The sequence below is a fragment of the Streptomyces sp. NPDC057694 genome (assembly GCF_042799415.1).
Taxonomy (GTDB): Bacteria; Actinomycetota; Actinomycetes; order Streptomycetales; family Streptomycetaceae; genus Streptomyces.
This window is the reverse complement of the sequence record NZ_JBHVIX010000024.1, coordinates 93137-117626: the sequence shown is the minus strand read 5'-3', so window position 1 is coordinate 117626 and position 24490 is coordinate 93137. Positions and strand designations below refer to the sequence as shown.

Annotated in this window: 20 protein-coding genes and 1 riboswitch; of the genes, 16 read left to right on the top strand and 4 right to left on the bottom strand. The window is 71.0% G+C overall.

The window, feature by feature from the left end; all coding sequences use genetic code 11:
* Positions 1-144: 144 nt before the first annotated feature.
* Entirely contained in the window at positions 145-1017 is an 873-nt protein-coding gene (locus tag ACFVDP_RS35420) for a DUF4190 domain-containing protein (protein WP_383498814.1), read from the bottom strand.
* 222 nt (positions 1018-1239) lie between these two features.
* Here ACFVDP_RS35420 and ACFVDP_RS35415 point away from each other — a divergent pair, with 222 nt between their 5' ends.
* From ACFVDP_RS35415 to ACFVDP_RS35385, 7 genes are all read left to right on the top strand, one after another.
* Entirely contained in the window at positions 1240-3345 is a 2106-nt protein-coding gene (locus ACFVDP_RS35415; RefSeq protein WP_383498811.1) for an N-6 DNA methylase, read from the top strand.
* 123 nt (positions 3346-3468) lie between these two features.
* Positions 3469-4092: a hypothetical protein gene (locus ACFVDP_RS35410; RefSeq protein WP_383498808.1), complete on the top strand. Its 624-nt coding sequence runs from the start codon at positions 3469-3471 to the stop codon at positions 4090-4092.
* Between the two features lie 5 nt (positions 4093-4097).
* Positions 4098-5666 (top strand): protein kinase, encoded by a 1569-nt coding sequence (locus tag ACFVDP_RS35405; protein ID WP_383498865.1) that lies wholly within the window; start codon positions 4098-4100, stop codon positions 5664-5666.
* A gap of 197 nt (positions 5667-5863) precedes the next feature.
* Positions 5864-6562: a hypothetical protein gene (locus tag ACFVDP_RS35400; RefSeq protein WP_383498805.1), complete on the top strand. Its 699-nt coding sequence runs from the start codon at positions 5864-5866 to the stop codon at positions 6560-6562.
* 43 nt (positions 6563-6605) lie between these two features.
* Entirely contained in the window at positions 6606-7457 is an 852-nt protein-coding gene (locus ACFVDP_RS35395) for a glycoside hydrolase domain-containing protein (protein ID WP_383498802.1), read from the top strand.
* Between the two features lie 171 nt (positions 7458-7628).
* Positions 7629-8318, top strand: a complete 690-nt coding sequence (locus ACFVDP_RS35390) for a SurA N-terminal domain-containing protein (protein ID WP_383498799.1) — start codon at positions 7629-7631, stop codon at positions 8316-8318.
* Positions 8319-8355: 37 nt separating this feature from the next.
* Positions 8356-9327, top strand: coding sequence for a nucleoside triphosphate pyrophosphohydrolase (locus tag ACFVDP_RS35385; RefSeq protein ID WP_383498797.1), 972 nt, complete (start codon positions 8356-8358; stop codon positions 9325-9327).
* Positions 9328-9348: 21 nt separating this feature from the next.
* Here the strand turns inward: ACFVDP_RS35385 and ACFVDP_RS35380 are convergent, their stop codons facing one another.
* The gene (locus ACFVDP_RS35380) at positions 9349-10584 is read right to left on the bottom strand and encodes a cytochrome P450 (RefSeq protein WP_383498794.1); all 1236 of its coding nucleotides are present in this window, start codon (positions 10582-10584) and stop codon (positions 9349-9351) included.
* A gap of 330 nt (positions 10585-10914) precedes the next feature.
* Between ACFVDP_RS35380 and ACFVDP_RS35375 the strand changes: the two genes are divergently transcribed.
* The 9 genes from ACFVDP_RS35375 to ACFVDP_RS35335 all read left to right on the top strand — a co-directional run bounded on the left by ACFVDP_RS35375 (position 10915) and on the right by ACFVDP_RS35335 (position 20819).
* A complete protein-coding gene (locus tag ACFVDP_RS35375) occupies positions 10915-11952 on the top strand; it encodes a transglycosylase family protein (protein WP_383498791.1) in 1038 nt (345 codons plus the stop codon).
* Between the two features lie 136 nt (positions 11953-12088).
* A riboswitch (cyclic di-AMP (ydaO/yuaA leader) is annotated at positions 12089-12290 on the top strand.
* A gap of 4 nt (positions 12291-12294) precedes the next feature.
* Complete coding sequence (locus ACFVDP_RS35370; RefSeq protein WP_383498788.1) at positions 12295-12999, top strand: transglycosylase family protein; 705 nt, start codon at positions 12295-12297, stop codon at positions 12997-12999.
* 277 nt (positions 13000-13276) lie between these two features.
* Positions 13277-14563 (top strand): phosphopyruvate hydratase, encoded by a 1287-nt coding sequence (gene eno / locus ACFVDP_RS35365; RefSeq protein ID WP_207827959.1) that lies wholly within the window; start codon positions 13277-13279, stop codon positions 14561-14563.
* A 149-nt stretch (positions 14564-14712) separates the two neighbouring features.
* Entirely contained in the window at positions 14713-15210 is a 498-nt protein-coding gene (locus tag ACFVDP_RS35360) for a septum formation initiator family protein (RefSeq protein ID WP_383498784.1), read from the top strand.
* A 26-nt stretch (positions 15211-15236) separates the two neighbouring features.
* Positions 15237-15770 carry a DUF501 domain-containing protein gene (locus tag ACFVDP_RS35355; protein ID WP_383498781.1) on the top strand — a complete coding sequence of 178 codons (534 nt, stop codon included), beginning with the start codon at positions 15237-15239 and terminating at the stop codon, positions 15768-15770.
* Entirely contained in the window at positions 15767-16711 is a 945-nt protein-coding gene (locus tag ACFVDP_RS35350; protein ID WP_383498778.1) for an exopolyphosphatase, read from the top strand. Before ACFVDP_RS35355 ends, ACFVDP_RS35350 begins: the two co-directional genes overlap by 4 nt.
* Before the next feature lie 41 nt (positions 16712-16752).
* A complete protein-coding gene (locus ACFVDP_RS35345; RefSeq protein WP_383498775.1) occupies positions 16753-17487 on the top strand; it encodes a hypothetical protein in 735 nt (244 codons plus the stop codon).
* A gap of 378 nt (positions 17488-17865) precedes the next feature.
* Positions 17866-19278: an NAD(P)/FAD-dependent oxidoreductase gene (locus ACFVDP_RS35340; RefSeq protein WP_383498772.1), complete on the top strand. Its 1413-nt coding sequence runs from the start codon at positions 17866-17868 to the stop codon at positions 19276-19278.
* 239 nt (positions 19279-19517) lie between these two features.
* A complete protein-coding gene (locus ACFVDP_RS35335; protein ID WP_383498770.1) occupies positions 19518-20819 on the top strand; it encodes a class I SAM-dependent methyltransferase in 1302 nt (433 codons plus the stop codon).
* 100 nt (positions 20820-20919) lie between these two features.
* On the opposite strand, the gene ACFVDP_RS35330 is transcribed toward ACFVDP_RS35335, so the two are convergent.
* Together ACFVDP_RS35330 and ACFVDP_RS35325 are read right to left on the bottom strand one after the other, a co-directional pair.
* The gene (locus ACFVDP_RS35330; protein WP_383498767.1) at positions 20920-23451 is read right to left on the bottom strand and encodes an ABC transporter permease; all 2532 of its coding nucleotides are present in this window, start codon (positions 23449-23451) and stop codon (positions 20920-20922) included.
* A 177-nt stretch (positions 23452-23628) separates the two neighbouring features.
* Positions 23629-24399: an ABC transporter ATP-binding protein gene (locus ACFVDP_RS35325; RefSeq protein ID WP_383498764.1), complete on the bottom strand. Its 771-nt coding sequence runs from the start codon at positions 24397-24399 to the stop codon at positions 23629-23631.
* Between the last annotated feature and the right edge of the window lie 91 nt (positions 24400-24490).

Here is a 24490-nt window from a genome sequence, read left to right as displayed (position 1 = left end):
ACCCCGAGGATAGTGCGTAAGCAAACCACAACGACGCACAGAACATCAACCCCCGCCCCCCGGAAACCATTCGGTTTTAACCTCCCCCTGCCCCGCCCCCCCCCCCCCACCGCTCGCCCGACCCCCCTCGGGCGGTCCTGAGGGTTACAGCTTCAGGTCCCACTGCGTGCCGTCGTACTCGAAGCTCGGCGTGACCTCGACCGTGAGGTTCTTGGCGTCCGCCGGGGCGTCGAAGGCGTACACGACCGTCGCCTTCTTGCCGGGCAGGATCGTGCCGTTGAAGCCCGCGCCGACCTTGTCGTCGAAGATCCCCTCGGCGGTCACGCCGTCCTTGCCGGCGCGGGCGTCGGCGGTCAGCAGCGTCGCGTCGAACTTCGCCTTGCTGTCGTTGGTGACCGTGACGGTGACCTTGTACGCCTTGTTGCCCTTGGTGTGGCCCACGGCGTACGCGTTCGGGTTGAACGTCACCGCGTTCGACACCGTCACCGTCAGATCGTCGTCGTAGATCACGGAGTCGCCCGCGTCGAGCGTCTTGCCCGCGACCGGCTTCTCGTCCTTGCTCTTGTCCTTGGCGTCGTCGCCCTTCGCGTCGCCCTCGCCCGCGCCCGCCTTGCCGTCGCCCTTGTCGGCGCCCTTGGTGTCCTTGGCCTTCGTGTCCGACACCGACTTGTTGATCTCGTCGACCGCGTCGCCGACCGCCTTGAACGTCGTGTACGCGCCGAAGACCGCGAGGCCCATCGCGACCAGGCCGAGGATCGCGCCGGCCAGCGCCACGCCCTTGTTCGTGGCCTCGCCCCGCTTGGCGCGGGCCCGGCCCGTGAGGCCCAGGATCAGGGCGATCACACCGAGGACACCGGCCAGCCAGAACAGGAGCGGGATCACTCCGGACAGGGCGCCGATGATGCCCAGGATCAGCGCCGCCGTCCCCAGCCCGTTCCGCGCGGCCTGCTGGGGCTGATGCTGCGGCTGCTGGAACGGCGGGTACTGCGGGTGCTGCTGGGGCTGGGTCTGAGACATGACTGTTCCTCCGTGATGAGAGACGCCAACCTCCCCCCGGCTTTCCGTGTATCCGGCGGTTGGCTGGGTCAAGAACACCATCATCTGTGAACCGAGTCAACCGCGTACACAAGAATTGCGTCGTGAACGCCTGTGAATGCGGTTCTTAGGTGGAGGTCGGTAGGGTCGGGTGTACACGCCGGGCCACGGCGTACGCGCCATGTCACGAGGGGAGCCCATGCGGTGCAGGACAACGCGACAGAGGTGACGGCCGCCGGGATCGCCCGGCTCGCCGGGGTCGGCCGGGCCGCGGTCTCCAACTGGCGGCGCCGGCACGCCGACTTCCCCAAGCCCGTGGGCGGCACCGACACCAGCCCCTCCTTCGCACTCGCCGAGGTCGAGGAGTGGCTGCGCGCCCAGGGCAAGCTCGCCGAGGTCCCGCTGCGCGAGCGCGTCTGGCAGCAGCTCGCCGGACACCCGGCGGGCCCGGTCACCGCCCTGCTGCACGCCGGAAGCGTCCTGCTGCTCGTGCACGACCGGCCCACCGAATGGCTCGCCCTGAGCGCCACGGCCGACGACCGCGGCCTCGCCGAGCGCCTGTCGGCCGCCCTCGAAGGCGTCCTCACCCCCCGCTTCGGGGCACCCGCCGAGCGCGCCCTCACGACCCCGGCGCCCGCCGCCCTCGTCCCGTCCGTGCCGCTGCTGCGCGGCGCCGCCGAACTCGCCGCGGACACCGGCGCCCGCCGCGCCTTCGCGTTCCTGCTCGGCCGCCACCTGGACGCGAACCCGCGGCAGTACACACTGACCCCGCCGGGGCCCGCCGCCCTGATGGCCGCCCTCGCCGGACCCGCCGCCACCGCCCTGGACCCGGCCTGCGGCACCGGCGCCCTGCTGCACGCCGTGCGCACCCACGGCGCCCGCTCCGAACAGCGCCTCTACGGCCAGGACTCGGCCCCCGAGCTGGCCGCGCTGACCGCCCTGCGCCTCGCCCTCGACGGGCCCGCCGGAGAGGGCGAAGGACCCGTCGTGCGCACCGCCGCCGCCGACACCCTGCTCGCCGACGCGCTCAGCGACGTGAGCGCGGACGTGGTCCTCGCCCACCCGCCGTTCAACGAGCGCGGCTGGGGCCACGACGAACTGGCCTACGACCCGCGCTGGGAGTACGGCTTCCCGGCCCGCACCGAGTCCGAACTGGCCTGGGTGCAGCACGCGTTGGCCCGGCTCAGGGACGGCGGCACCGCGGTCCTGCTGATGCCGCCCACCGTCGCCTCCCGCCGCTCGGGCCGCCGCATCCGCGCCGACCTGCTGCGCCGCGGCGCCCTGCGCGCCGTGATCGCGCTGCCCGCGGGCGCGGTCCCGCCGAACAACATCCCGCTGCACCTGTGGGTGCTGCGCAGGCCCGCCGGCGCGGGCACGCCGGGACCGGCCCCCGAACTGCTGCTCGTCGACACCACCTCGCTGGCCGCCCCCGGTGACGTACGCGAGAAGCAGGCGTGGGCCGCCGTGCAGGACGCCGTGCTCGACGCCTGGCACACCTTCGACCGCGCCGGAACGCTGAAGGAGCGCCCCGGGGTGGCCCGCTCGGTGCCCGTCATCGAACTCCTCGACGACGAGGTCGACCTCGCGCCCGCCCGCCGGCTGCCCCCGCCGGCCGCGGGCGGCAGCGGCGCCGCCGAGCTGACCGCCGTGCGCGAGCAGCTCGCCGACACCCTGCGCCTGACCACGAAGCTCACCCCGAAGTCCGCCGTCCCCGCCGCCGACCCCGCGCGCTGGCCGCTGACCACGATCGGTGAACTCGCGCGCGCGGGAGCCCTGTTCATGCGCACCCCGGCCGCCTCCGGCGCCGACTCCCGCGCGGGCGGCCCCGCGCGCGCGGCGGTCCCGGTCCTCACCGACCACGACGTCCTCACCGGCGCCGCCCCCTCCGGCACGTTCAGCGGCGACGACGAGCCGTTCCTGCTGCGGGCCGGGGACGTCGTCGTGCCCGTCGTCGGCGGCGGCGCCACCGCTCGGGTCGTCGACGGGGCCACCGAGGGCGCCGCCCTCGGCCGCGGTCTCGCCCTGCTGCGCCCCGACCCGGCCGCGCTCGACCCCTGGTTCCTCGCCGGGTTCCTGCGCTCCACCGCCAACAACCGGCAGGCCAGCAGCTACGCGTCCACGGCGACCCGGCTCGACGTGCGCCGGCTGCAACTGCCCCGCCTGCCCCTGCCCGAACAGGCCGGATACGGCGAGCGGTTCAGGGCGCTGGCCGCCTTCGAGGACGCGCTGCGGCTCGCGTCCAGGCTCGGCGAACAGCTCGTCCAGGGCCTCACCGACGGGCTGACGGACGGCACGCTCGCACCGGAGTGAGCAGTACGGACCGGGCAGGTCCACAACGGTTCGGTACAACCCTGGGCCGGTTGTCCTAGTCGGCCTATACGCTCGAAGGAGCACGCGGTTCGAACACCCAGCCACACACCAGCAGGAGCATCCATGCACGGCCACGGCTACGCGCCTCCGCCCAGGCTCCCCTCGTCCGGAGCGCAGGCGGGGTTGCGCGTGCTCTTCGTGGCCCTCGCCGTCCTGTCGTGCGGCTTCCTCGCGTTCGCGCCGATGCTCCGGCTCGCCGTGACCACCCGCAGGAAGGTCGACTGGGGCGTCTTCACCGGTGTCGGCGCCGTCCAGCTCATCTGCTGGGCGGGGGTGATGGGCGACCCGGGCGCCGACGAGTTCACCACGTGGTGGGGCAACACCGCGATGGGGCTCATGCTCGTGAACATGATCGTGTCGGTCGCGTACTACCTGATCTGCGACATCCGCTTCAACCGTCGTCCCCCGTTCGCCGTGGGCCAGGCTCCGTACGGCATGCAGCCGCCGCCCATGTACGGCTACCCGCAGCCCCAGCCCCAGCCGCAACCGCAGCCCCAGCAGTACCCGCAGGCCCCCGCCACGCCGCCGATGCACGGGATGACCACGCAGACGGGCGGTGCCACGCCCACACCAGCACCCGCGCCCCAGAGCGGTAACCAGGGCCAGCCCCCGCAGCGCATCGACCAGGTCCGTGCCGAGCTGGACGAGCTGAGCGACTACCTGCGCAAGCAGGACGGCGGTCGGTGACTTCCTTGTCTGCTTCGTCGGGGCTTCCCACCACCGGCGGCCACCTCATCGCGGGCCGCTACGAACTCTCCTCGCTCATCGGCCAGGGCGGCATGGGCCAGGTCTGGACGGCGTACGACCAGCGCCTGGACCGCCGCGTCGCGGTGAAGCTGGTCCGCCCCGACCGGGTCGCGGGCGCCGAGGCCGAGGAACTGCGCCGCCGCTTCCTGCGCGAGTGCCGCGTCACCGCCCAGGTCGACCACCCCGGCCTCGTCACCGTCCACGACGCGGGCACGGAGGGCGGCGGGACGAACGCCGCGCAGCCCTCTTTCCTGTACCTCGTCATGCAGTACGTCGACGGCTCCGACCTCGCCGACCACCTCGCCGAGCACGACCCCTACCCGTGGCCGTGGGCCGTCTCGATCGCCGCCCAGCTGTGCGCCGTGCTCTCCGCCGTGCACGCGGTGCCGATCGTCCACCGCGACCTCAAGCCGCGCAACGTGATGGTGAAGAAGGACGGCACGGTCACCGTCCTCGACCTCGGCGTCGCCTCCGTCCTCGACACCGACACCACCCGCCTCACCCACACCGGCTCACCCATCGGCACGCCCGCCTACATGGCGCCCGAGCAGGCGATGGGCGGCGCCGTCGGCCCGTACACCGACCTGTACGCGCTCGGGGTGCTGCTGCACGAACTCCTCAGCGGCGACGTCCCGTTCGCCGGCACCACCGCGCTCGGCATCCTCCACCGCCACCTCTACGAGTCCCCGGTCCCGGTCCGCCAGCTGCGCCCGGAGGTCCCCGAGGCGCTGGAGCAGCTCGTCCTGCGGCTGCTCGCCAAGGACCCCCAGCACCGGCCGGCCTCCGCCCAGCAGACGTACGAGGAACTGCTCCCGCTGCTGCCCGCGCGGGGCGTGCCCACCGGCCGGCCGCTCGACCCCACCCGCCCGTTCCTGCGCCCGCACGCCCCCTGGCCCGACCGGGCCGTGACGCCCGCGCCGCAGCCCGCCGGGTCCGACGTGCAGGGCGACCGGCCCGACGTGGCCCGCGCCGTCGACGAGGTCAAGCGCCTCCTCGGCGAGGGCCGCATCACCCAGGCCGTCGACATCCTCGGCGCGATCCTGCCCGCCGCGGCCGCCCAGCACGGCGAGCACTCACCCGTCGTACGCACGCTGCGCAAGCAGTACGCGGCCACGCTCATGGACGACGGCCAGTACCGCCGCGCCCTGCCCGAGCTGCGCCGCCTCGCCGACGAGCGCGCCGCCGAGGCGGGCCACGCCGACCCGCAGTCGCTCCAGTTCCGCTACGAGGTCGCCCAGTGCCTCGAAGCCCTCGGCGAACCGGCCGCGGCGCTCGCCGAGTACCGCTCCCTGCTGCCGTACTACGAGAACCAGTACGCGACCACGGATCTGCGGCTCGCCCTCGAAGTGCGGCGCCGCATCGGCCAGTTGCTGCTCGCCGTCGGCGACCGGGGCGCCGCCCAGGAGACCCTGGTGCGGCTGCTGCACGACGCGGAGCGGGTGCACGGCCCGGCCCACCCGTTCCCCTCCGAGGTCCGCCGCACCCTGCAGTGGCTGGGGCAGGTCAGGGGCTGAGCGGCAAAGAACCGGACAACCTCCGGTCAAAAACTGTCGGTTCGCTGGCAACCCGCTGTGCGCCCCGGCATGATCAGCTGGCTCGCAGTGCGCTGCCCGTTCCCGGGCGTGCCCAGCCCTGTCCCCCAACCAGGGCCTGCTGGAGCACCTTCGTACGTCTGCCTACCGAGAAACACCGAGAACCCCCGATGCGCTCCATGTCCCGTGCCGCCGTCCTGCTCTGCGTGACCGCCGCCCTCCCGTTCGCCCTGACCGCCTGCGGTTCGGACGACTCCGCCGACGGCAAGGCGGCCGCGACCGGCGCCGCCCCGGCCAAGGACCCCGACGCGGGTCTCGCCACCGGCGCCCGCCTGAAGAAGGCGCTCGCGCCCGCGTCGTTCTTCGGCTCCGGCTACTCCCTCGACAAGTCCGCGGCCCGCGACACCGGCGGCACGTACCAGAAGCAGGCCGGCCATCCCGCGGCCCTGGCCCACCCGGACTGCACCAAGCTCGGCGGCACCAGCTGGATCGCCCTCACCGGCGACGAGGGCGTCTCCTTCGCGCAGAACGACTACGTGAACGCCGACTCCTCCGTCGACATCGCCCAGGAAGTCGACGCGTTCCGTGGAGCGACGGCCGGCACGGTCATGGAGCACCTGAAGAAGGCCGTTACCGCCTGCTCCACCTACAAGGACGCGGACACCAAGTCCCAGGTCAAGGTGGCCGGGGCGGCCACCGCCGGCCTCGGCGACAGCGCGTACACGATCACGCTCACCGACCCGGTCTGGACGAACGGCACGACCCTGATCGCGGTCCGCAAGGGCACCGCCGTCGTCACGGTCATGTCCACGGACGGCCACGACAACGGCGCGGCCACGGCCGAGAAGCTCGCGAAGCGCGTGACCGGCAGCCTGTAGGGCCGCCGTACCCGAAGCTGAGACAACAAGGGGTGGGAACCACATGAGCACGCGCACGTCCAAGAAGCCGGGCAGCCACAGACTGTCCAAGAGGAATCGTTACCTCGCCTGGAGCGCGGCCGGAGCCGTCGTCGTCGCGGGCGGTGCCTTCGCCGCGACCACCGCGTCCGCGGCCACCACCTGGCCCGCGCAGAAGACGTTCACCGGACGCGCCTTCGACGCCTGCACCGCACCGTCGGCCGCAGCGATGAAGGCCTGGAACACCGGGTTCTACGGCGCCGCGGCGGTCTACATCGGCGGCAAGAACCGCGGCTGCACCCAGGCCAACCTCACCGCCTCCTGGGTCAAGACGGTCAGCGCGCAGGGCTGGAAGCTGATCCCGCTCTACGTGGGCGCCCAGCCGCCGTGCCAGACCGGCACCCGCAACGAGAAGATGACCATGTCCAACGCGGCCACGCTCGGCACCGCCGACGGCAAGGACGCCGTGGCGAAGGCGGCCGCGCTCGGCATGAAGGCGGGCAGCGCGCTCTACCTGGACATGGAGCCGTACGACACCGCGAACAGCTCCTGCAACAAGGCGGTCCTGAACTACGTCCGCGCCTTCGACAAGGTGCTGCGTGGCAAGATCTACCGGGCCGGCTACTACGGCTTCTCCAGCTCCAGCGCCGCCGCGATCGCCACCGCCACCGACCGGACCGACCTGCCGGGCAACCTCTGGTACGCCAAGTGGGACAAGGTGAACACCACCACCTCCGACTGGCCGTGGTCGAAGTCGCTCTACACGAACCACAGCCGCGCGCACCAGTACATGGTCAACAGCAAGGAGAAGCGCGGCAGTTACACCATCACGGTGGACCGCAACGCCTGGGACGCGCCCGTCGCCATCGTCGGCTGAGACATCGGCTGAGACATCGGCCGGGACATCGGGGTCCGGCGGCCGGGGGCAATACCTCATCTCCCGACGAATCGTTGTCGAATAGGTGGCCGAGCCCGCGGTCACCTCCTAACATCGATCACCGCCGGACTTTGTGCACCGACGCACAAACTGCTCGCAGGGAGGCCCACCTTGCACCGCCGCAACAGCCGCCGCACCGCGCTCGTCCTGACCACCGCCGCCATCGCCGCGATCCCCGCGCTCACCGCCTGCGGAAGCGAGGCCCATCCCGGTGCCGCGGCCGTCGTCGGCGGCCAGCGCATCACCGTCTCCCAGCTGGAGAGCCGGGTGAGCGAGGTGCGCCAGGCGCAGCAGGACGCCACCGACGGCAGCGCGCAGTACGAGCAGGCCGTCGCCAAGTCCGGCGGCCTCACCCGCAACACCCTGCACACCATGGTCCTGGACCGGGTGCTGCACCGCGCCGCCACCGACGCCGGCGTCTCCGTCTCCGTCTCCCGCAAGGAGATGCAGGAGATGCGGGCGGGACTGGAACAACAGGCGGGCGGCTCGAAGCAGTTGGAGACGGCCTGGCTCCAGCAGTACAACGTCGCGCCCAAGCGGCTCACCGAATCGCTGCGCACCGAGATCGAGGCGCAGAAGCTGGCGTCGTCGCTCGGCGTCGACACCCAGACGCCCACGGGCCAGGCCGCCTTCTGGAAGGCGCTCTCCCAGGCCTCCAAGGAACTGAACATCGACCTGAACCCCCGCTACGGCAGCTGGGGCGTCACCAAGTCCGGCACCGTCGGCCGGGTCGACGCCAAGACCCCCTGGCTCACCCAGGTCACCCAGCAGGCCTCCGCGGACCAGCAGCAGACGGCCTAGGGAGCTCGTTGTCGGTGGCCTGCGTTACGTTCGAGGCGTGAACGACGACACCACTCCCGGCGCGGGCCGCATCGTCCTGCTCACCACCAGCCACCGGGTCGCCCCGGGGCTGCTGTCCTGGCAGGCCTGGCAGGTCCTGCACGCCGCCGACGACGTGCTGTGCGCCGACCCCGCGCACCCGCAGCTGCCGTACCTGAAGGAAGCGGGCGTCGAGGTCACCCCCGGGTCGCCGGCCGCCCGCGACCTCGTCGAGAGCTGCGCCGACGGCGGCCGCACCGTCGTGGTGCTGACCACGGCGGAGGGCGACCGCCGCCTCACCGACGGCCTGGCGACGCTGGCCGGCTCCGGCCGCGTCGCGATGCCGTCCCTCGAACTCCTCCCGGGCTCCTACGACCTGCCCGGCGCCCGTCTCCTCGACCTCGTCCAGGTCATGGACCGGATCCGCCGCGACTGCCCCTGGTCGTCCCTGCGCACCCACGAGGACCTGGCGAAGTACGTCATCGAGGAGGCGTACGAGCTGGTCGAGGCGATCGAGACCGGTGACCGGGAAGAGCTGCGCGAGGAACTGGGCGACGTGCTGCTCCAGGTCGTCTTCCACGCCCGGATCGCCGAGGAGGACACCGAGGAGCCGTTCTCCGTCGACGACGTCGCGGGCGCCATCGTCGACAAGCTCATCCACCGCCACCCGCACGTCTTCGGCGAGGAGAGCGCGGCCACCCCGGAGGAGGTCCGGGAGATCTGGCTGCGCAAGAAGGACGAGTCGAAGCGGCGCGCCTCGGTGACGGACGGCGTGCCGGTCGGCCAGCCGGGCCTGGCCCTCGCGGCCAAGCTCGGCTCGCGCGTGCGCACGGCGGGCCTGGACGTCCCCGTACCGGCGGGGGACGGCGTCGGCCACGAACTGCTGGCGCTGGCGCTGCGCGCCGAGGCGTCCGGCGTCGACCCGGAGGCGGCGCTCAGGGAAGCCGCGCGGGCCTATCGCGACGCGGTGCGGGGCGCCGAGGGGCTGTAGACCCTGTAACCCTGTAACCGCTCAGCGCGGGGTGAACTCCACGGGCAGCGTCCGCAGCCCCCGCATGATGAGCCCGCCCCGCCAGCGCAGTTCGGCGGGGTCCTCGCCGAGCCGCAGGTCCGGCAGCCGGGTCAGCAGCGTCGCCAGCGCCGTGTGCCCCTCCAGGCGGGCCAGCGGGGCACCGATGCAGTAGTGGATGCCGTGCCCGTACCCCAGGTGCTTGTTGTCGCTGCGGGCCAGGTCGAGGGTGTAGGGGCTGTCGAAGCGTGCGGGGTCGCGGTCCGCCGCGGCGAGCACCACGAGGACCGGGTCGCCCTCGGCGATCGGGACGCCGCCGATCTCCAGGGCCTCGGTCGCGTAGCGCCAGGTCGCCATCTCCACGGGGCCGTCGAAGCGCAGGAGTTCCTCGACCCCGGTCTCCAGCAGTCCGCGCTCGCCCCGGGTGAGGGCGGACTGGAGGACGGCCCGCTGCTCGGGGTGGCGCAGCAGGGCGTGGGTGCCGTTGCCGATCAGGTTGATGGTGGTCTCGAAACCAGCGAAGAGCAGTACGAAACACATCGCCACGACCTCGTCCTCGGTGAGGTGCTCGCCGTGGTCGGAGGCGCGGATGAGGCCGGAGATCAGGTCGTCGCCGTCGCCGAGCCGCTTGCGGTGGATGAGGTCGGCGAGATAGCGGCGGATCTTCTTCACCGCCCGGGCGACCCCGCCGCGCGGCCCCTTGCCGTGGCGGATCATCATGCCCGCCCAGTCCCGCAGGTCGTCCTGGTCCTCGCGCGGCACGCCGAGCAGGTCGCAGATCGCGTAGATGGGGAGGGGGAAGGCGAACTCGTGGATGAGGTCGGCGCTGCCGCGTGCCGCGAAGCCGTCGATGAGGCCGTCCGTCAGTTCCTGCACGCGGGGGGCGAATTCGGCCACCCGGCGCGGGGTGAACGCCTTGGAGACCAGGCGGCGCAGCCGGGTGTGGTCCGGCGGGTCGATGTTCAGCAGATGGGTCATCAGACCCGCGCTGCGCTCGCCCGGGATGCCGGTCTTGCTCTTGCCCTGCGCGTCGTCCGCGTGATGCACCGGGTTCTTGGACAGGCGCGGGTCCGCCAGCGCCTGGCGCGCGTCCGCGTACCGGGTCACCAGCCACGCCTCGACGCCGCTGGGCAGCGTGGTGCGGTGCACGGGGGAGTGCTCGCGCAGCCAGGCGTAGGCGGGATACGGATCGGTGGCGAACTCCCAGGTGAAGAGTTCGGGGACGGGCGCGGTGTTCACGCCACGACCGTACCCGGGGGCGCCCGGGACGGATGGAGCGTGTGTGACCGGCGCCACTCGGAATCCGCGATCCGGCGCGGTGGGGCGGTTTGTTCCGATCTTGGAATGCCGCGAACTGGGCTCATTCGCCGCACAGTTCGCGACCCCTCACAGGTGGTTGAAAACTGACGTTGTGTCAAATCTGTGATGGTGACGTGATCTGCGCTGCATCGACTTGTGACAAGCGTTCGAGTCCCGCTACGTTCACCAGTCATCGCGGCACATGCACAACAGGCACCACACATCCACCTTGTCGCGTGCAGCAGCATCAGTCTCGCGAAAGGCAACCGCATGCTCTCCGGGAACGGCCGACACCGTCGCCCCCGCCAGGCCCCTGCTCTCGTTGTCGCCGCCGGAGTCACCGGCAGCGCCCTCGCGATCCCGCTGCTCGCTGCGACGAGCGCGGGCGCGGCGACGGCCTCCACGTGGGACAAGGTCGCCGAGTGCGAGAGCGGCGGGCAGTGGAGCCTGGACGCGGGCGACGGCTACTACGGAGGCCTGCAGTTCTCGCAGGACATGTGGGAGCAGTACGGCGGGCTCGACTACGCCCCGCGGGCCGACCAGGCCAGCCGCTCGCAGCAGATCGCCGTCGCCGAGAAGGTCCTCGACGACAAGGGGCCGAGCGCCTGGCCGAGCTGCTCGATCACCGCGGGCCTCGCCAAGGGTGACGGTTCGGCGGACGTCGACCCGGGCGCCAGCGCCTCCCCGCAGCCGTCCGGCACGGCCGACTCGAAGGCCGGGTCGGACGCGGACTCCGACTCGAGTTCGGCCTCGAACTCCGACTCGAATTCGGACTCGGGTTCGGATGCGGGAGGCAAGAATCACGACGAGTCCGGCACATCGGACAAGGCGTCGGGTGCGGCGTCGGACGACGCGACGGACGGTTCGTCGAGCGACGCGTCGGACGAGGCGTCCGACGGGCCGTCAGCCGACAGCTCCGCCGATACCTCGGGTAACAGCAAGGCCGGCGGGGCGGATGACGCCACGTCGACTCCGTCCGGCACCGCGTCGCCCGACGCCTCGGCCACCGGCTCCGACACCTCCGACGGCGCGTCGTCCGTCGGCCGGCACCGGGGGGACCGGGCCACCGACGACGGCGCCGACTCGCGTACGGGGGACGGCCGTCACGCCTCGCGCGGCGACGAGCGCGACGACGAGGCCTATGTGGTCCGCTCGGGTGACAACCTCTGGGACATCGCCGACGCCCATGACGTACAGGGCGGGTGGGCCGCGCTCTACGACGCCAACAAGAAGACGGTCGGCACCGACCCCGACCTCATCCTTCCTGGTCAGAGTCTGGATCTTGGGCTCGAATCGGTCGAAAAGTAGCGGGAGTTACGGGGTCTTTGAGGCGTGTATGTCCGCTTTTGATCGAGTGAGACATGAGTCTCAAAGACCCTGATCGTCTTTGAAATCGGACGGATCGACTGCTTACGGTCGTCACCGCTCGCCACAGCGGGCCCCGATGGACGTCACGCCGAATCCTGCCAACGTCCGTACGGGAACAGTCGACGCGTCAGCGCCGTAGGCAGGAGCGGGGGACCCAGGTAAGCCGCCCTCCCGGGAGACCGGAGGGGCTTGGGGTTAAGCCGCGCACAAGATGCGCGGCCGGGCACTCACTGGCCCGAACCCGACAGCTCACCTCGTAGGCGTCGGTGAGGGGATCTCTCCATGCTGCTTTCCAGCAAGGGCAAGCACCGCCGCCCGTCCAAGGCCGTCCGTGTCGCCACCCTCGCGGGTGTCGCCGGTGCCGCTGTCGCCGTCCCGCTGATGGGCGCCACGTCCGCCTCCGCCGCCTCCACCTCCGAGTGGGACCAGGTCGCGCAGTGCGAGTCCGGTGGCAACTGGTCGATCAACACGGGCAACGGCTACTCCGGTGGCCTCCAGTTCTCGCCGTCCACCTGGGCGGCCTACGGCGGCACGCAGTACGCGTCCTCCGCCGCCGGCGCCTCCAAGGCCCAGCAGATCTCGGTCGCCGAGAAGGTCCTCGCCTCGCAGGGCAAGGGCGCCTGGCCGAGCTGTGGTGTGGGCCTGTCCGGCGCCTCCACGAGCAACTCCGCTCCGGCTCCCGAGCAGGACACCCAGCAGTCGCAGCCGCAGCAGCAGAGCCAGCCGCAGCAGCAGGAGCAGAAGTCGACCGAGCAGCACACCGACTCCTCGGCCGCCTCGCGCTCGCAGTCGCGTGACACCGTCACCACCCCCACCGGCCAGAAGGTCGAGAAGGGCGACGGCGAGTACAAGGTGAAGACCGGCGACACCCTCAGCAAGATCGCCGAGGCGCACGGCACGAACTGGCAGAAGGTGTTCAAGCTCAACAAGGACATCGTCAAGGACGCCGACCTGATCTTCCCGGGTCAGCAGCTCCACCTGAAGTAAGCAGGAACCGGCGGGAGTGCCGCGGGCCCGGCATCGGCGGACGCCGAGCCCCCGGCCGCATCCCGTCCCCACCTTCAGTGGGCCGCTCACCTGAGCAGCCCCCGCCCCATGCAGCGGGCGGGGGCTGCTGTCTTTGTTCCGTTAAGAAACATTTCGCTACGGGCGTTGTCCACGAGCCGGGCGGTCGGATGGCCGATGCCCCGGAGCCGGTTAGGCTCAGAGGGCGCGGGACCGGACAACATGGCCCCGCACAGTCCGCGTCACATCCCAGAAGGAGATGCTCGTGCCGTCCATCGACGTCGTCGTAGCCCGGGAAATCCTGGACTCCCGAGGCAACCCCACGGTCGAGGTCGAGGTCGGCCTCGACGACGGCAGCACGGGTCGTGCTGCTGTTCCGTCCGGTGCCTCCACCGGAGCCTTCGAGGCCATCGAACTCCGTGACGGTGACCCCAACCGTTACCTCGGCAAGGGCGTCGAGAAGGCCGTCCTCGCCGTCATCGAGCAGATCGGCCCGGAGCTCGTCGGCTACGACGCCACCGAGCAGCGTCTGATCGACCAGGCGATGTTCGACCTGGACGCCACGGACAACAAGGGCTCGCTCGGCGCCAACGCCATCCTCGGCGTCTCGCTCGCCGTCGCGCACGCCGCCTCCGAGGCCAGCGACCTGCCGCTGTTCCGCTACCTCGGCGGTCCGAACGCGCACCTGCTGCCCGTCCCGATGATGAACATCCTGAACGGTGGGTCGCACGCCGACTCCAACGTCGACATCCAGGAGTTCATGATCGCCCCGATCGGCGCGGAGTCCTTCTCCGAGGCCCTTCGCTGGGGCGCCGAGGTCTACCACACCCTCAAGAAGGTGCTGAAGACCAAGGGCCTGTCCACCGGCCTCGGCGACGAGGGCGGCTTCGCCCCGAACCTGGAGTCGAACCGCGCCGCGCTCGACCTCATCCTCGAAGCGATCAAGGAGGCCGGTTACATCCCCGGCCAGCAGATCGCGCTCGCGCTGGACGTCGCCGCCTCCGAGTTCTACAAGGACGGCAAGTACCAGTTCGAGGGCAAGGAGCGCTCCGCCGCCGAGATGACGGAGTACTACGAGGAGCTCGTCTCCGCGTACCCGCTCGTCTCCATCGAGGACCCGCTGTACGAGGACGACTGGGCCGGCTGGCACGTCATCACCGAGAAGCTCGGTGACAAGGTGCAGCTCGTCGGCGACGACCTGTTCGTCACCAACCCCGAGCGCCTGGCCCGCGGCATCGAGGAGAACTCGGCGAACGCCCTCCTGGTGAAGGTCAACCAGATCGGCTCGCTCACCGAGACCCTGGACGCCGTCGAGCTGGCCCAGCGCAACGGCTTCAAGTGCATGATGTCCCACCGCTCCGGCGAGACCGAGGACGTCACCATCGCCGACCTCGCCGTCGCCACCAACTGCGGCCAGATCAAGACCGGCGCCCCGGCCCGCTCCGAGCGCGTCGCCAAGTACAACCAGCTCCTGCGCATCGAGGAGATCCTGGACGACGCGGCGGTCTACGCCGGCCGTTCGGCCTTCCCGCGCTTCAAGGGCTGACCTGCTGGCCTTTCCCTGCTGACCTGGCCTGACGGCCGCTTGAGGCAGTAGTTCCGTACGTCCCCGCACTCGGTCCCGTACCGTGTGCGGGGACGTACGCACGTACAAGGGCAGACAGCCAGCCAGGCAGACGGGGAGGCGGAGAAGCCATGCCGGGAAAGCTCCGAGACAGGGGCCGTGACGACTCGGCGCGCTTCTCCACGGCGACCCGCCTGCGCCTGATCGGCGAGCAGACCGCCGAGCGGGTCTACCGCTCGCAGACCAAGCGCCAGGCGCGCCGCTCCCGGCTCACGGGCCGTGCGGCGCTCCTCGCCCTCGTCGTCTGCACCCTCGTCGTCGCGCTCGCCTACCCCATAAGGCAGTACGTCTCCCAGCGCGGCGAGATCGCGGACCTCCAGCGCCAGCAGCAGCAGGCGAAGGAGCGGGTCGACCGGCTCCGCGACGAGAAGGCCCGCTGGCAGGACGACGCGTACGCCGAGCAGCGGATCCGGGAGCGCCTGCACATGGTGATGCCGGGCGAGACCGGCTTCGTGGTGCCCGACTCGCGGGCCACCAGCACCGGCCGCACCGACCAGAGCCCGGCCGAACGCGCCTGGTACTCGAACGTCTGGGACGGCGTCGACAAGGCCGACCAGGCAGCCAACTGACACACGAAAGACACCCGAGAACAGTCATGGACACGCCCCCGCCCCAGACCGAGCGCACCGAGCCCACGGACGCCGACATCCACGCGTTCAAGGAGCAGCTCGGCCGCCCGCCGCGCGGCCTGCGCGCCATCGCCCACCGCTGCCCCTGCGGCAACCCGGACGTGGTCGAGACCGCCCCGCGCCTGGAGGACGGCACGCCGTTCCCGACGACGTACTACCTGACGTGCCCCCGCGCGGCCTCCGCCATCGGCACCCTTGAGGCCAACGGCGTCATGAAGGAGATGACGGAGCGGCTGGGCACGGACCCGGAGCTGGCCCGTCAGTACCGCGCCGCCCACGAGGACTACCTCGCGCGCCGCGACGCCATCGAGGTCCTGGAGGGCTTCCCCAGCGCGGGCGGCATGCCGGACCGCGTGAAGTGCCTGCACGTGCTGGTCGGCCACTCCCTGGCGGCGGGCCCGGGCGTGAACCCGCTCGGCGACGAGGCGATCGCCATGCTGCCCGAGTGGTGGAAGAAGGGCCCGTGCGTGGCTCCCTGCGCCGTGGAGGAGAGCGAATGACCCGGGTCGCGGCCATCGACTGCGGTACGAACTCGATCCGGCTCCTCGTCGCGGACGCGAACCCGCGGACGGGCGAGCTGGTCGACCTGGACCGACGGATGACGATCGTCCGGCTCGGCCAGGGCGTCGACCGCACGGGCCGGCTCGCCCCGGAGGCGCTGGAGCGCACCTTCGCCGCCTGCCGCGAGTACGCCGCCGTGATCAAGGAACTCGGGGCCGAGAAGGTCCGCTTCGTCGCGACGTCGGCGTCCCGCGACGCCGAGAACCGCGACGAGTTCGTCCAGGGCGTCCTGGACATCCTGGGCGTCGAGCCCGAGGTGATCACGGGCGACCAGGAGGCCCAGTTCTCCTTCACAGGTGCGACGAAGGAGCTGACCGGCCGCGCCGACCTGGACAAGCCGTACCTGGTCGTCGACATCGGCGGCGGGTCGACCGAGTTCGTCGTCGGCGACGACACCGTGGACGCGGCCCTCTCCGTGGACGTCGGCTGCGTCCGGATGACCGAGCGTCATCTGGTGGGCGAGGACGGACAGGTCACCGACCCGCCCACCGCCGCCCAGATCGAGGCGATCCGCGAGGACATCGCCGAGGCCCTCGACAGGGTCACCCAGACCGTCCCGATCCGCTCGGCCCGCACCCTGGTCGGCCTGGCCGGTTCGGTGACGACGGTGGCCGCCCTGGCCCTCGGCCTGGACGCGTACGACTCGACGGCGATCCACCACTGCCGGATTCCGTACGACAAGGTCGCCGAGCTGACCGACTGGCTGCTGACCTCCACCCACGACCAGCGCGCCCTGAAGCCGGTCATCCACCCCGGCCGCGTCGACGTGATCGCCTCCGGCGCGCTGGTGCTGCGCCTGATCATGGAGTGGACCGGCGCGACGGAGGTCGTGGTCAGCGAGCACGACATCCTGGACGGGATCGCCTGGTCCGTGGCCTGACCCCGGTCCCGTCGGCGCGGCGCCCCTATAAGGTGCCGCGCATGGGGGAGACGACGGCGCGGTACGGCGCCTATCGGACCAATCCGCTGTGGGTCGTGGCAGGCATCTGCCTCAGTGCCCTGGTGGTCTGCTCGGGGCTCGCGCTCTTCGGGATGCTGGAGTTCGACGAGCGGTGCATGCAGGGGCTCATCAAGGGGCCCGGCGCCCTCGGTGACGTACGGCAGCAGGCCTTCCCGCCCGCCACCGTCTGCGAGTTCGCCGGCGGGGACGTCACGTCCATCGGGGGACGGTGGCCGCTCGCGGCGCTGCTGTGGCTGGCCATGGCGGGGTTCGTGGGCTGTCTGCTGGTGGCGCTGGTCGCCGAGTGCTTCGAACCGGCGCCGGGCCGCGATCACGTGATGCCGATGTCCAGGGCGGGCAAGCTGAGCCGCACCGGCACGGCGTTCTTCGTGACGGGCTCGGTCTTCGCCGGGTTCTACCTGCTGGTGGGGTGGCGGCTCCTGGCCGGACCCTCGTCGGCCTGCGCAAGAGGGGCGGACTGGGGTTCCGAGACGCCGCAGACCCTGGATCCGAGCCTTTTCCCGCCCCGGGCGACGTGCCGCTACACCAGCGGCATCACGAAGCAGATGATCCCCGACTGGATGGCGACCCTCACCGTCGAGCTGGCCGTTCCCGCGCTGCTCGCGGGCGTCGGATTCGCCCTCGCCCTGTGGCGGTGGCGGCAGGAGCGCAGGGCCGCGAAAGAGCCACTTCTGAGCACGCCGCACAGCGTCTGAGCACCTGCGGAGGGGGTCGCGACACCCCCCGGCGACACTCCGTCGGGAAACTTCGTGAAGTTCTTCACAAGGAATTCGGCCCTGTTGGACGCCGTTACGGGCGCTCGGGTCCGTCCGGGGCCCCTGAAGGGGTCCACCGGAGGTCGTCCGCGGGGTTCCACGGGTGTTACGCGCGGATGAAATCCGGGAGTGGTCCAGTGCCGCCGAATGCCCACTGTCGCTGCTCAAAGGGGGTGTGCAACGACTGGCGCGGCCGTCCGGTTCCCCTGGTGCGTCATGACATGGGTCACGTGGGCGGCGAAGTGTAGCAGAGGGGTAGGGGAACCTTGTGAAGGGGCGCACGAGCACCCCCCTCCACTCGGGTGGATACTCGATGGCATGAGCACCACGGAGCGTCCCAGGATCCTCGTTGTCGGGGGTGGGTACGTAGGTCTGTACGCAGCGCGTCGCATCCTCAAGAAGATGCGATACGCGGAAGCGACCGTCACGGTCGTGGACCCGCGCTCGTACATGACGTACCAGCCCTTCCTCCCCGAGACCGCCGCCGGCAGCATCTCGCCGCGCAACGTCGTCGTCCCGCTGCGACGCGCTGTGCCGGGAGCCGAGATTCTCACCGGCCGCGTCACCACCATCGACCAGGACCGCAAGGTCGCCACGGTCGCCCCGCTCGTCGGCGAGGCGTACGAGGTGCCCTTCGACTACCTGGTGATCGCGCTCGGCGCCGTCTCCCGCACCTTCCCGACCCCCGGCCTGGCCGAGGTGGGCATCGGTATGAAGGGTGTCGAGGAGGCCATCGGCCTGCGCAACCACGTGCTTGAGCAGCTCGACAAGGCCGAGTCGACCACGGACGAGGAGATCCGCCGCAAGGCGCTCACCTTCGTCTTCGTCGGCGGTGGCTTCGCGGGCGCCGAGACCATCGGTGAGGTGGAGGACCTGGCGCGCGACGCGGCCAAGTTCTACAAGAACGTGAAGCGCGAGGACATGCGCTTCGTGCTCGTCGACGCCGCCGACAAGGTGCTGCCGGAGGTCGGCCCGGACCTGGGCACGTACGGCCGCAAGCACCTGGAGTCGCGCGGTATCGAGGTCTACCTGAAGACGACGATGCCGTCCTGCGTCGACGGTCACGTGGTGCTGAGCAACGGCCTTGAGGTCGACGCCAACACCATCGTGTGGACCGCCGGTGTGAAGCCGAACCCGGCGCTCGCCCGCTTCGGTCTCCCGCTCGGCCCGCGCGGCCACGTGGACACCGCCGCCACCCTCCAGGTGCAGGGCACCGACTACATCTGGGCCGCGGGCGACAACGCCCAGGTCCCGGACCTCGTCGGCCGTGCCAACGGCAACGAGAACGCCTGGTGCCCGCCGAACGCGCAGCACGCCATGCGCCAGGCCAAGGTCCTCGCGGACAACGTGGTCTCGGGCATGCGCGGCTTCCCGCAGGCCGACTACAAGCACGCCAACAAGGGTGCGGTCGCCGGTCTGGGCCTGCACAAGGGCGTCGCGATGATCGTCATGGGCAAGATGAAGATCAAGCTCAAGGGCCGTCTCGCCTGGTACATGCACCGTGGCTACCACGGCATGGCGATGCCGACGTACAACCGCAAGGTCCGTGTGATCGCCGAGTGGACGATCAACATGTTCCAGAAGCGCGACATCACCGCGCTCGGCGCCCTGGAGACTCCGCGCGAGGAGTTCTACGAGGCCGCCAAGCCGGCTCCCAAGCCCGCCGCGGCCGAGGCGCCGAAGGCCGAGGAGAAGAAGGCCGAGGCCAAGGCCAAGGCGTCGTCGAAGTAGCACATCGTCCGTAACCCGAAGGGGCCGCCTGCCATCCGTGGTGCAGGCGGTCCCTTCGGCGTTGCCGGGCTCCGTGGCGGTGACGCAACCGGACAAATTACATGGTGGCTACATGCATTTTGCCCATCCGTAACCCGGTAACGGGACTGCGGAGCCGGGCGGTTGGTGTTTACCTCTTGTTGGACCGGACCGCTTTTTCGGGGCGCTCCGGTATCTCCGACGACACGGAGGTGTGCGCCATGCAGGACGCCGCACAGCGGCTGAAGAACCTCGCCGACCAATTGCTCGGCACTGAACTTCCCGTGCGCCTGCGGGCCTGGGACGGCTCGGAGGCCGGACCCCCGGACGCCCCCGTCCTCGTCGTCCGCCACCGGCGCGCCCTGCGCCGCCTGCTGTGGAAGCCGGGCGAACTGGGCCTGGCCCGCGCCTGGGTGGCCGGTGACCTGGACGTGGAGGGCGATCTGTACGAGGCCCTGGACGCGATGGCGGGCCTCATCTGGGAGCACGACGACGATGCTCCCGGCAAGAGCCTCGCCGAGTCGCTCAAGGACCCGGGCGTACGGGCCGGGGTGCGCGAGCTGGTGAAGATGGCGGGGCCGTTCCCGCCGCCCGCGCCGCCCGCCGAGGAGATGCGCCGCAGGGGCCGCCTCCACCTGCACACCAAGGGCAGCGACCGGCAGGCCATCAGCCACCACTACGACGTCGGCAACGACTTCTACGAGCTGGTCCTCGGCCCCTCGATGGTCTACTCCTGCGCCTATTGGGAGTCGCCCGACGCGACGCTCGAATCGGCCCAGCGCGACAAGCTGGAGCTGATCTCCCGCAAGCTCGCCCTGAAGCCCGGCATGCGCCTGCTCGACGTCGGCTGCGGCTGGGGCTCCATGGCCATCCATGCCGCCCGTGAGCACGGGGTGCGCGTCGTCGGCGTCACCCTCTCGCAGGAACAGGCCGCGTTCGCCCGCAAGCGCGTCGCCGACGAGGGACTGACCGACCGGATCGAGATCCGCGTCCAGGACTACCGCGACGTGCGCGACGGCCCGTACGACGCGATCTCCTCCATCGGCATGGCCGAGCACGTCGGCTCCGACCGGTACCTGGAGTACGCGCACGATCTGTACGCCCTCCTCGCGCCCGGCGGGCGGCTGCTCAACCACCAGATCGCGCGGCGCCCGCAGCGCGACGAGTCGGCGTACGAGGTCGACGAGTTCATCGACGCGTACGTCTTCCCCGACGGGGAGCTGGCGCCCGTCGGCACCACGGCCGGGCTCCTGGAGCGGGCCGGGTTCGAGGTACGCGACATCGAGGCGATCCGGGAGCACTACGCCCTCACCCTGCGCCAGTGGGTGCGGAACCTGGAGGCCCGCTGGGCCGAGGCGCTGAAGCTGGTCAGCCCCGGCCGGGCCAGGATCTGGCGGCTGTACATGGCCGCCTCGGCGCTGAGCTTCGAGCGCAACAAGATCGGCGTCAACCAGATCCTCGCCGTGAAGACCCCGCCGGACGGGGCGTCGGGGATGCCGCTGCGGGCGCGGAGCTGGAACTAGTACGGCCCAGGTACGTCCGCTGCGCGCTTGCACGTGTCCGTACGCGCGAGGGGCGCCCGGTGATGCACCGGGCGCCCCTTCCGTCTGTCCGCCGTGTCCGCTACTCGGACTTGATCGCGGCGAGCATGTTCAGCCGGGCCGCGCGGCGGGCCGGCCACAGGGCCGCCAGGATGCCGACCACCGCGGCCAGCGCCAGGAAGATGCCCATCCGGCCCCACGGCAGGATCAGTTCGTACGTCGCCATCGAGTTGCCGATCAGCTGCCCGGCCGCCCAGCCGAAGAACACGCCGAGGCCGATGCCGAGCACGCCGCCGAACAGGGAGATCACCAGGGACTCCAGGCGGACCATGCGCTTGATGCCCTTGCGGTCGATGCCGATCGCGCGGAGCATGCCGATCTCCTGCTGACGCTCGAAGACCGACATCGCCAGGGTGTTGATGACACCGAGCACGGCGACGATGACCGCCATGGCGAGCAGACCGTAGAGCATGTTCAGCATCAGCGTGAAGATCTGCGCGATCTGGTTGGAGATGTCCTGCTTGTCCTGGACCTGGATCGCCGGGTTCTCGCCGAGGGCCTTGGTGAGCTTGTCCTGGTTGGCCTCGGTGGCACCGCCGGACATCTTCACCATGACCTGCATGTCGGTGGCGGCGTCGGTGAGGTGCGGGTTCAGGGTCGCGGAGTCGAGCAGGACGCCCTGCATCATCTCGTTGCCCTCGTAGACGCCCGCGACGGTCAGCTCCTGCTTCCTGCCGTCCTCGTAGGTGGTCGTGAAGGTGGAGCCGGCCTTCCAGCCGTGGTCCTTCGCCGTCTTGTCGTCGACGACCACGTCGGCGCCGCGGACGGTGAACTTCCCGCTGTCCATGGTGAGCGCGGCGAGCCGGTCGATCGTGCGGCCGTTGACGCCCGTCAGGTACTCGGTCTCGCCGCCGACGCGGGAGGGGGAGTTGGTCAGACCGGTGGTCGCGGTGACGCCGTCCGTCTTGTCCAGGGTCTTCAGGACGTCGGGCGAGAGCGCGTTCCCGTTCGCCATGGAGACGACGTAGTCGGCCTTGATCGAGTCGGCGGCCATCTTGTTGATCGCGCCCTGGACGCTGCCCGCGATGACCGTCAGGCCGGTGATCAGGGTCAGGCCGATCATCAGGGCCGAGGCGGTCGCGGCGGTGCGGCGCGGGTTGCGGACCGAGTTCAGCCGGGCCAGCTTGCCGGAGATGCCGAAGACGCGCAGCAGCGGGGACGCGGCGGCGATCAGCGGGCGGGACAGCAGCGGCGTCAGGATGAAGACGCCGATGACGAGCAGACCCGCGCCGAGGCCCATGGGGGCCTGGCCGGAGCTGCCGTCCATGGTCGTCGCGGCGAGCACGGCCACGACACCGGCGGCGGAGACCAGCGCGCCGAGCGTGTTGCGCAGCACCAGCGACTTGGCGGTCGGGGCGGCGTGCACCGCGTTCATCGCGGCGACCGGCGGGATCTTCGCGGCGCGGCGGCCCGGCAGCCAGGCGGCGAGCATCGTGACGAGGACGCCGACGACCAGTGCCGAGACCACGGTGCTGGGCGAGATCACCAGCGGGCCGTCCGGGATGACCGCTCCGGTGCCGTTCATCAGCGCGCGCATCCCGGCGCCGATGCCGATGCCGACCGCGAGGCCGGTGACGGCGGCGACGGCGCCCACGACGAACGCCTCCAGGAGCACGGACCGGGTGACCTGGCGGCGCGAGGCACCGACCGCGCGCATCAGGGCCAGTTCCTTGGTGCGCTGGGCGACCAGCATCGTGAAGGTGTTGGCGATGATGAAGATGCCGACGAAGAGCGCGATCCCGGCGAAGACCAGCAGCATCGTCTTCATGGAGCTCATCGACGTGGCGATCGTCTCCGCCTGGTCGTCGGCGAGCTGCTGACCGGTCTCGGTGTGGACCGCGGCGCCGTCGAGCGCCTTGTCGAGCTGCGTCTTCAGCTGGTCCTGGCCGGTGCCGGCCGCGGCCTTCACGTCGATCTCGTCGTACGCGCCCGGCTTGTGGAAGAGCTGCTGCGCCGTCGCCGTGTCGAACAGGGCGAGGGAGCCGCCCGCCGCGACGTTTCCGTCGTCGGTGGTGAAGACGCCCGTCAGGGTCGGGGTGAGGACCGGGCCGTCGACGGACATCCGGACCTGGTCGCCGACCTTGTAGCCGGCGCGCTTGGCGGTCTCGGCGTCGAGGGCGACCTGGTTCGCGCCGTGCGGGGCGGTGCCCTGGGCCAGCGGGTAGCGGTCGTCCTTGGTGCCCGAGTAGTTGCCGCCCTTGGTCGAGAAGCCGTTGCCGACGAGCTTGCCGTCCTGGTCGGCGACGGCCGCGTAGCCGCTGACGATGCCGGTGGCCGAGGCGGCGCCGGGCACGCTCCGCGCCTTCTTCAGGGTGGCGTCGGTCAGCTTCACCTCCTTGCTGACCTTGTCGCCCTCGGCCTTGGTGGCGCCGGGCGTGAGCGCCACGTCGACATGGTCGAAGCCCTTGGCGGAGGACTTCTCCAGTGCGGAGGAGATGGTGTTGGTGAAGACGAGAGTGCCGCTGACGAAGGCGACGCCGAGCATGACGGCGAGGACCGTCATCATGAGGCGGGCCTTGTGCGCGAACACGTTGCGCAGGGCGGTTTTGAACATGGGTCAGCTCAGTCCTAAATCCAGCCCCTCCGGCGTTTGAGGAGCGGGGTCCGGGGCGGAGCCCCGTGGCGTGCGCGCCATAGGGGCTGAGGGTTCGTGGGCCGGTGCGAGTGCGTCGTGGCTGGCCGCGCAGTTCCCCGCGCCCCTGACGGGGCGCAGTGGCGCGGGCCGGGCCGGCTAGCTGGTGCGGCCCTTGGCGTCGAAGCGCTTCATGCGGTCCAGAACCGTGTCCGCCGTCGGCTGGTACATCTCGTCGACGATCCGGCCGTCGGCGAGGAAGATCACGCGGTCCGCGTAGGCCGCCGCGACGGGGTCGTGGGTGACCATGACGACCGTCTGCCCCAGCTCGCGCACGGAGTTGCGCAGGAAGCCGAGGACCTCCGCGCCGGAGCGCGAGTCCAGGTTTCCGGTCGGCTCGTCGCCGAAGATGATGTCGGGCTGGGACGCGAGCGCGCGGGCGACCGCGACGCGCTGCTGCTGACCGCCGGAGAGCTGCGAGGGGCGGTGGCCGAGGCGGCCGGAGAGGCCGATCATCTGGATCACGTTCTCCAGCCACTGCTTGTCGGGCTTGCGGCCCGCGATGTCCATGGGGAGCGTGATGTTCTCCAGGGCGGTCAGCGTCGGCAGCAGGTTGAACGCCTGGAAGATGAAGCCGATCTTGTCCCGGCGGAGCTTGGTGAGCTGCTTGTCCTTGAGCGAGCCGAGTTCGGTCTCGCCGATGCGCACGGAGCCGGAGGAGAAGGTGTCCAGGCCCGCGACGCAGTGCATCAGCGTCGACTTGCCGGAGCCGGACGGGCCCATGATCGCGGTGAACTCGGCCTGCCGGAACTCGACGGAGACCCGGTCGAGCGCGACCACCTGGGTCTCGCCCTGTCCGTAGATCTTGGAGAGATCCGTGGCGCGGGCGGCCGCCGTAGTGGTCCGGCCTGCGAGAGAGGTGGTGGTCACGGGTGGTGCTCCTGTCCGTCGGGGGAGAGGTGATCGGGGACTGGTTCCATCGTCCGTGCCGATCGCGGCGCTGAAGTCAGACGCAGTTCCC

Coding starts and splice junctions, on each gene's coding strand:
- ACFVDP_RS35345 (WP_383498775.1), top strand. CDS start 16,753: ATGGGGGAGACGACGGCGCGGTACGGCGCCTATCGGACCAATCCGCTG.
- ACFVDP_RS35410 (WP_383498808.1), top strand. CDS start 3,469: ATGCACGGCCACGGCTACGCGCCTCCGCCCAGGCTCCCCTCGTCCGGA.
- eno (WP_207827959.1), top strand. CDS start 13,277: ATGCTCGTGCCGTCCATCGACGTCGTCGTAGCCCGGGAAATCCTGGAC.
- ACFVDP_RS35395 (WP_383498802.1), top strand. CDS start 6,606: ATGAGCACGCGCACGTCCAAGAAGCCGGGCAGCCACAGACTGTCCAAG.
- ACFVDP_RS35420 (WP_383498814.1), bottom strand. CDS start 1,017: ATGTCTCAGACCCAGCCCCAGCAGCACCCGCAGTACCCGCCGTTCCAG.
- ACFVDP_RS35340 (WP_383498772.1), top strand. CDS start 17,866: ATGAGCACCACGGAGCGTCCCAGGATCCTCGTTGTCGGGGGTGGGTAC.
- ACFVDP_RS35375 (WP_383498791.1), top strand. CDS start 10,915: ATGCTCTCCGGGAACGGCCGACACCGTCGCCCCCGCCAGGCCCCTGCT.
- ACFVDP_RS35355 (WP_383498781.1), top strand. CDS start 15,237: ATGGACACGCCCCCGCCCCAGACCGAGCGCACCGAGCCCACGGACGCC.
- ACFVDP_RS35370 (WP_383498788.1), top strand. CDS start 12,295: ATGCTGCTTTCCAGCAAGGGCAAGCACCGCCGCCCGTCCAAGGCCGTC.
- ACFVDP_RS35335 (WP_383498770.1), top strand. CDS start 19,518: ATGCAGGACGCCGCACAGCGGCTGAAGAACCTCGCCGACCAATTGCTC.
- ACFVDP_RS35360 (WP_383498784.1), top strand. CDS start 14,713: ATGCCGGGAAAGCTCCGAGACAGGGGCCGTGACGACTCGGCGCGCTTC.
- ACFVDP_RS35400 (WP_383498805.1), top strand. CDS start 5,864: ATGTCCCGTGCCGCCGTCCTGCTCTGCGTGACCGCCGCCCTCCCGTTC.
- ACFVDP_RS35330 (WP_383498767.1), bottom strand. CDS start 23,451: ATGTTCAAAACCGCCCTGCGCAACGTGTTCGCGCACAAGGCCCGCCTC.
- ACFVDP_RS35350 (WP_383498778.1), top strand. CDS start 15,767: ATGACCCGGGTCGCGGCCATCGACTGCGGTACGAACTCGATCCGGCTC.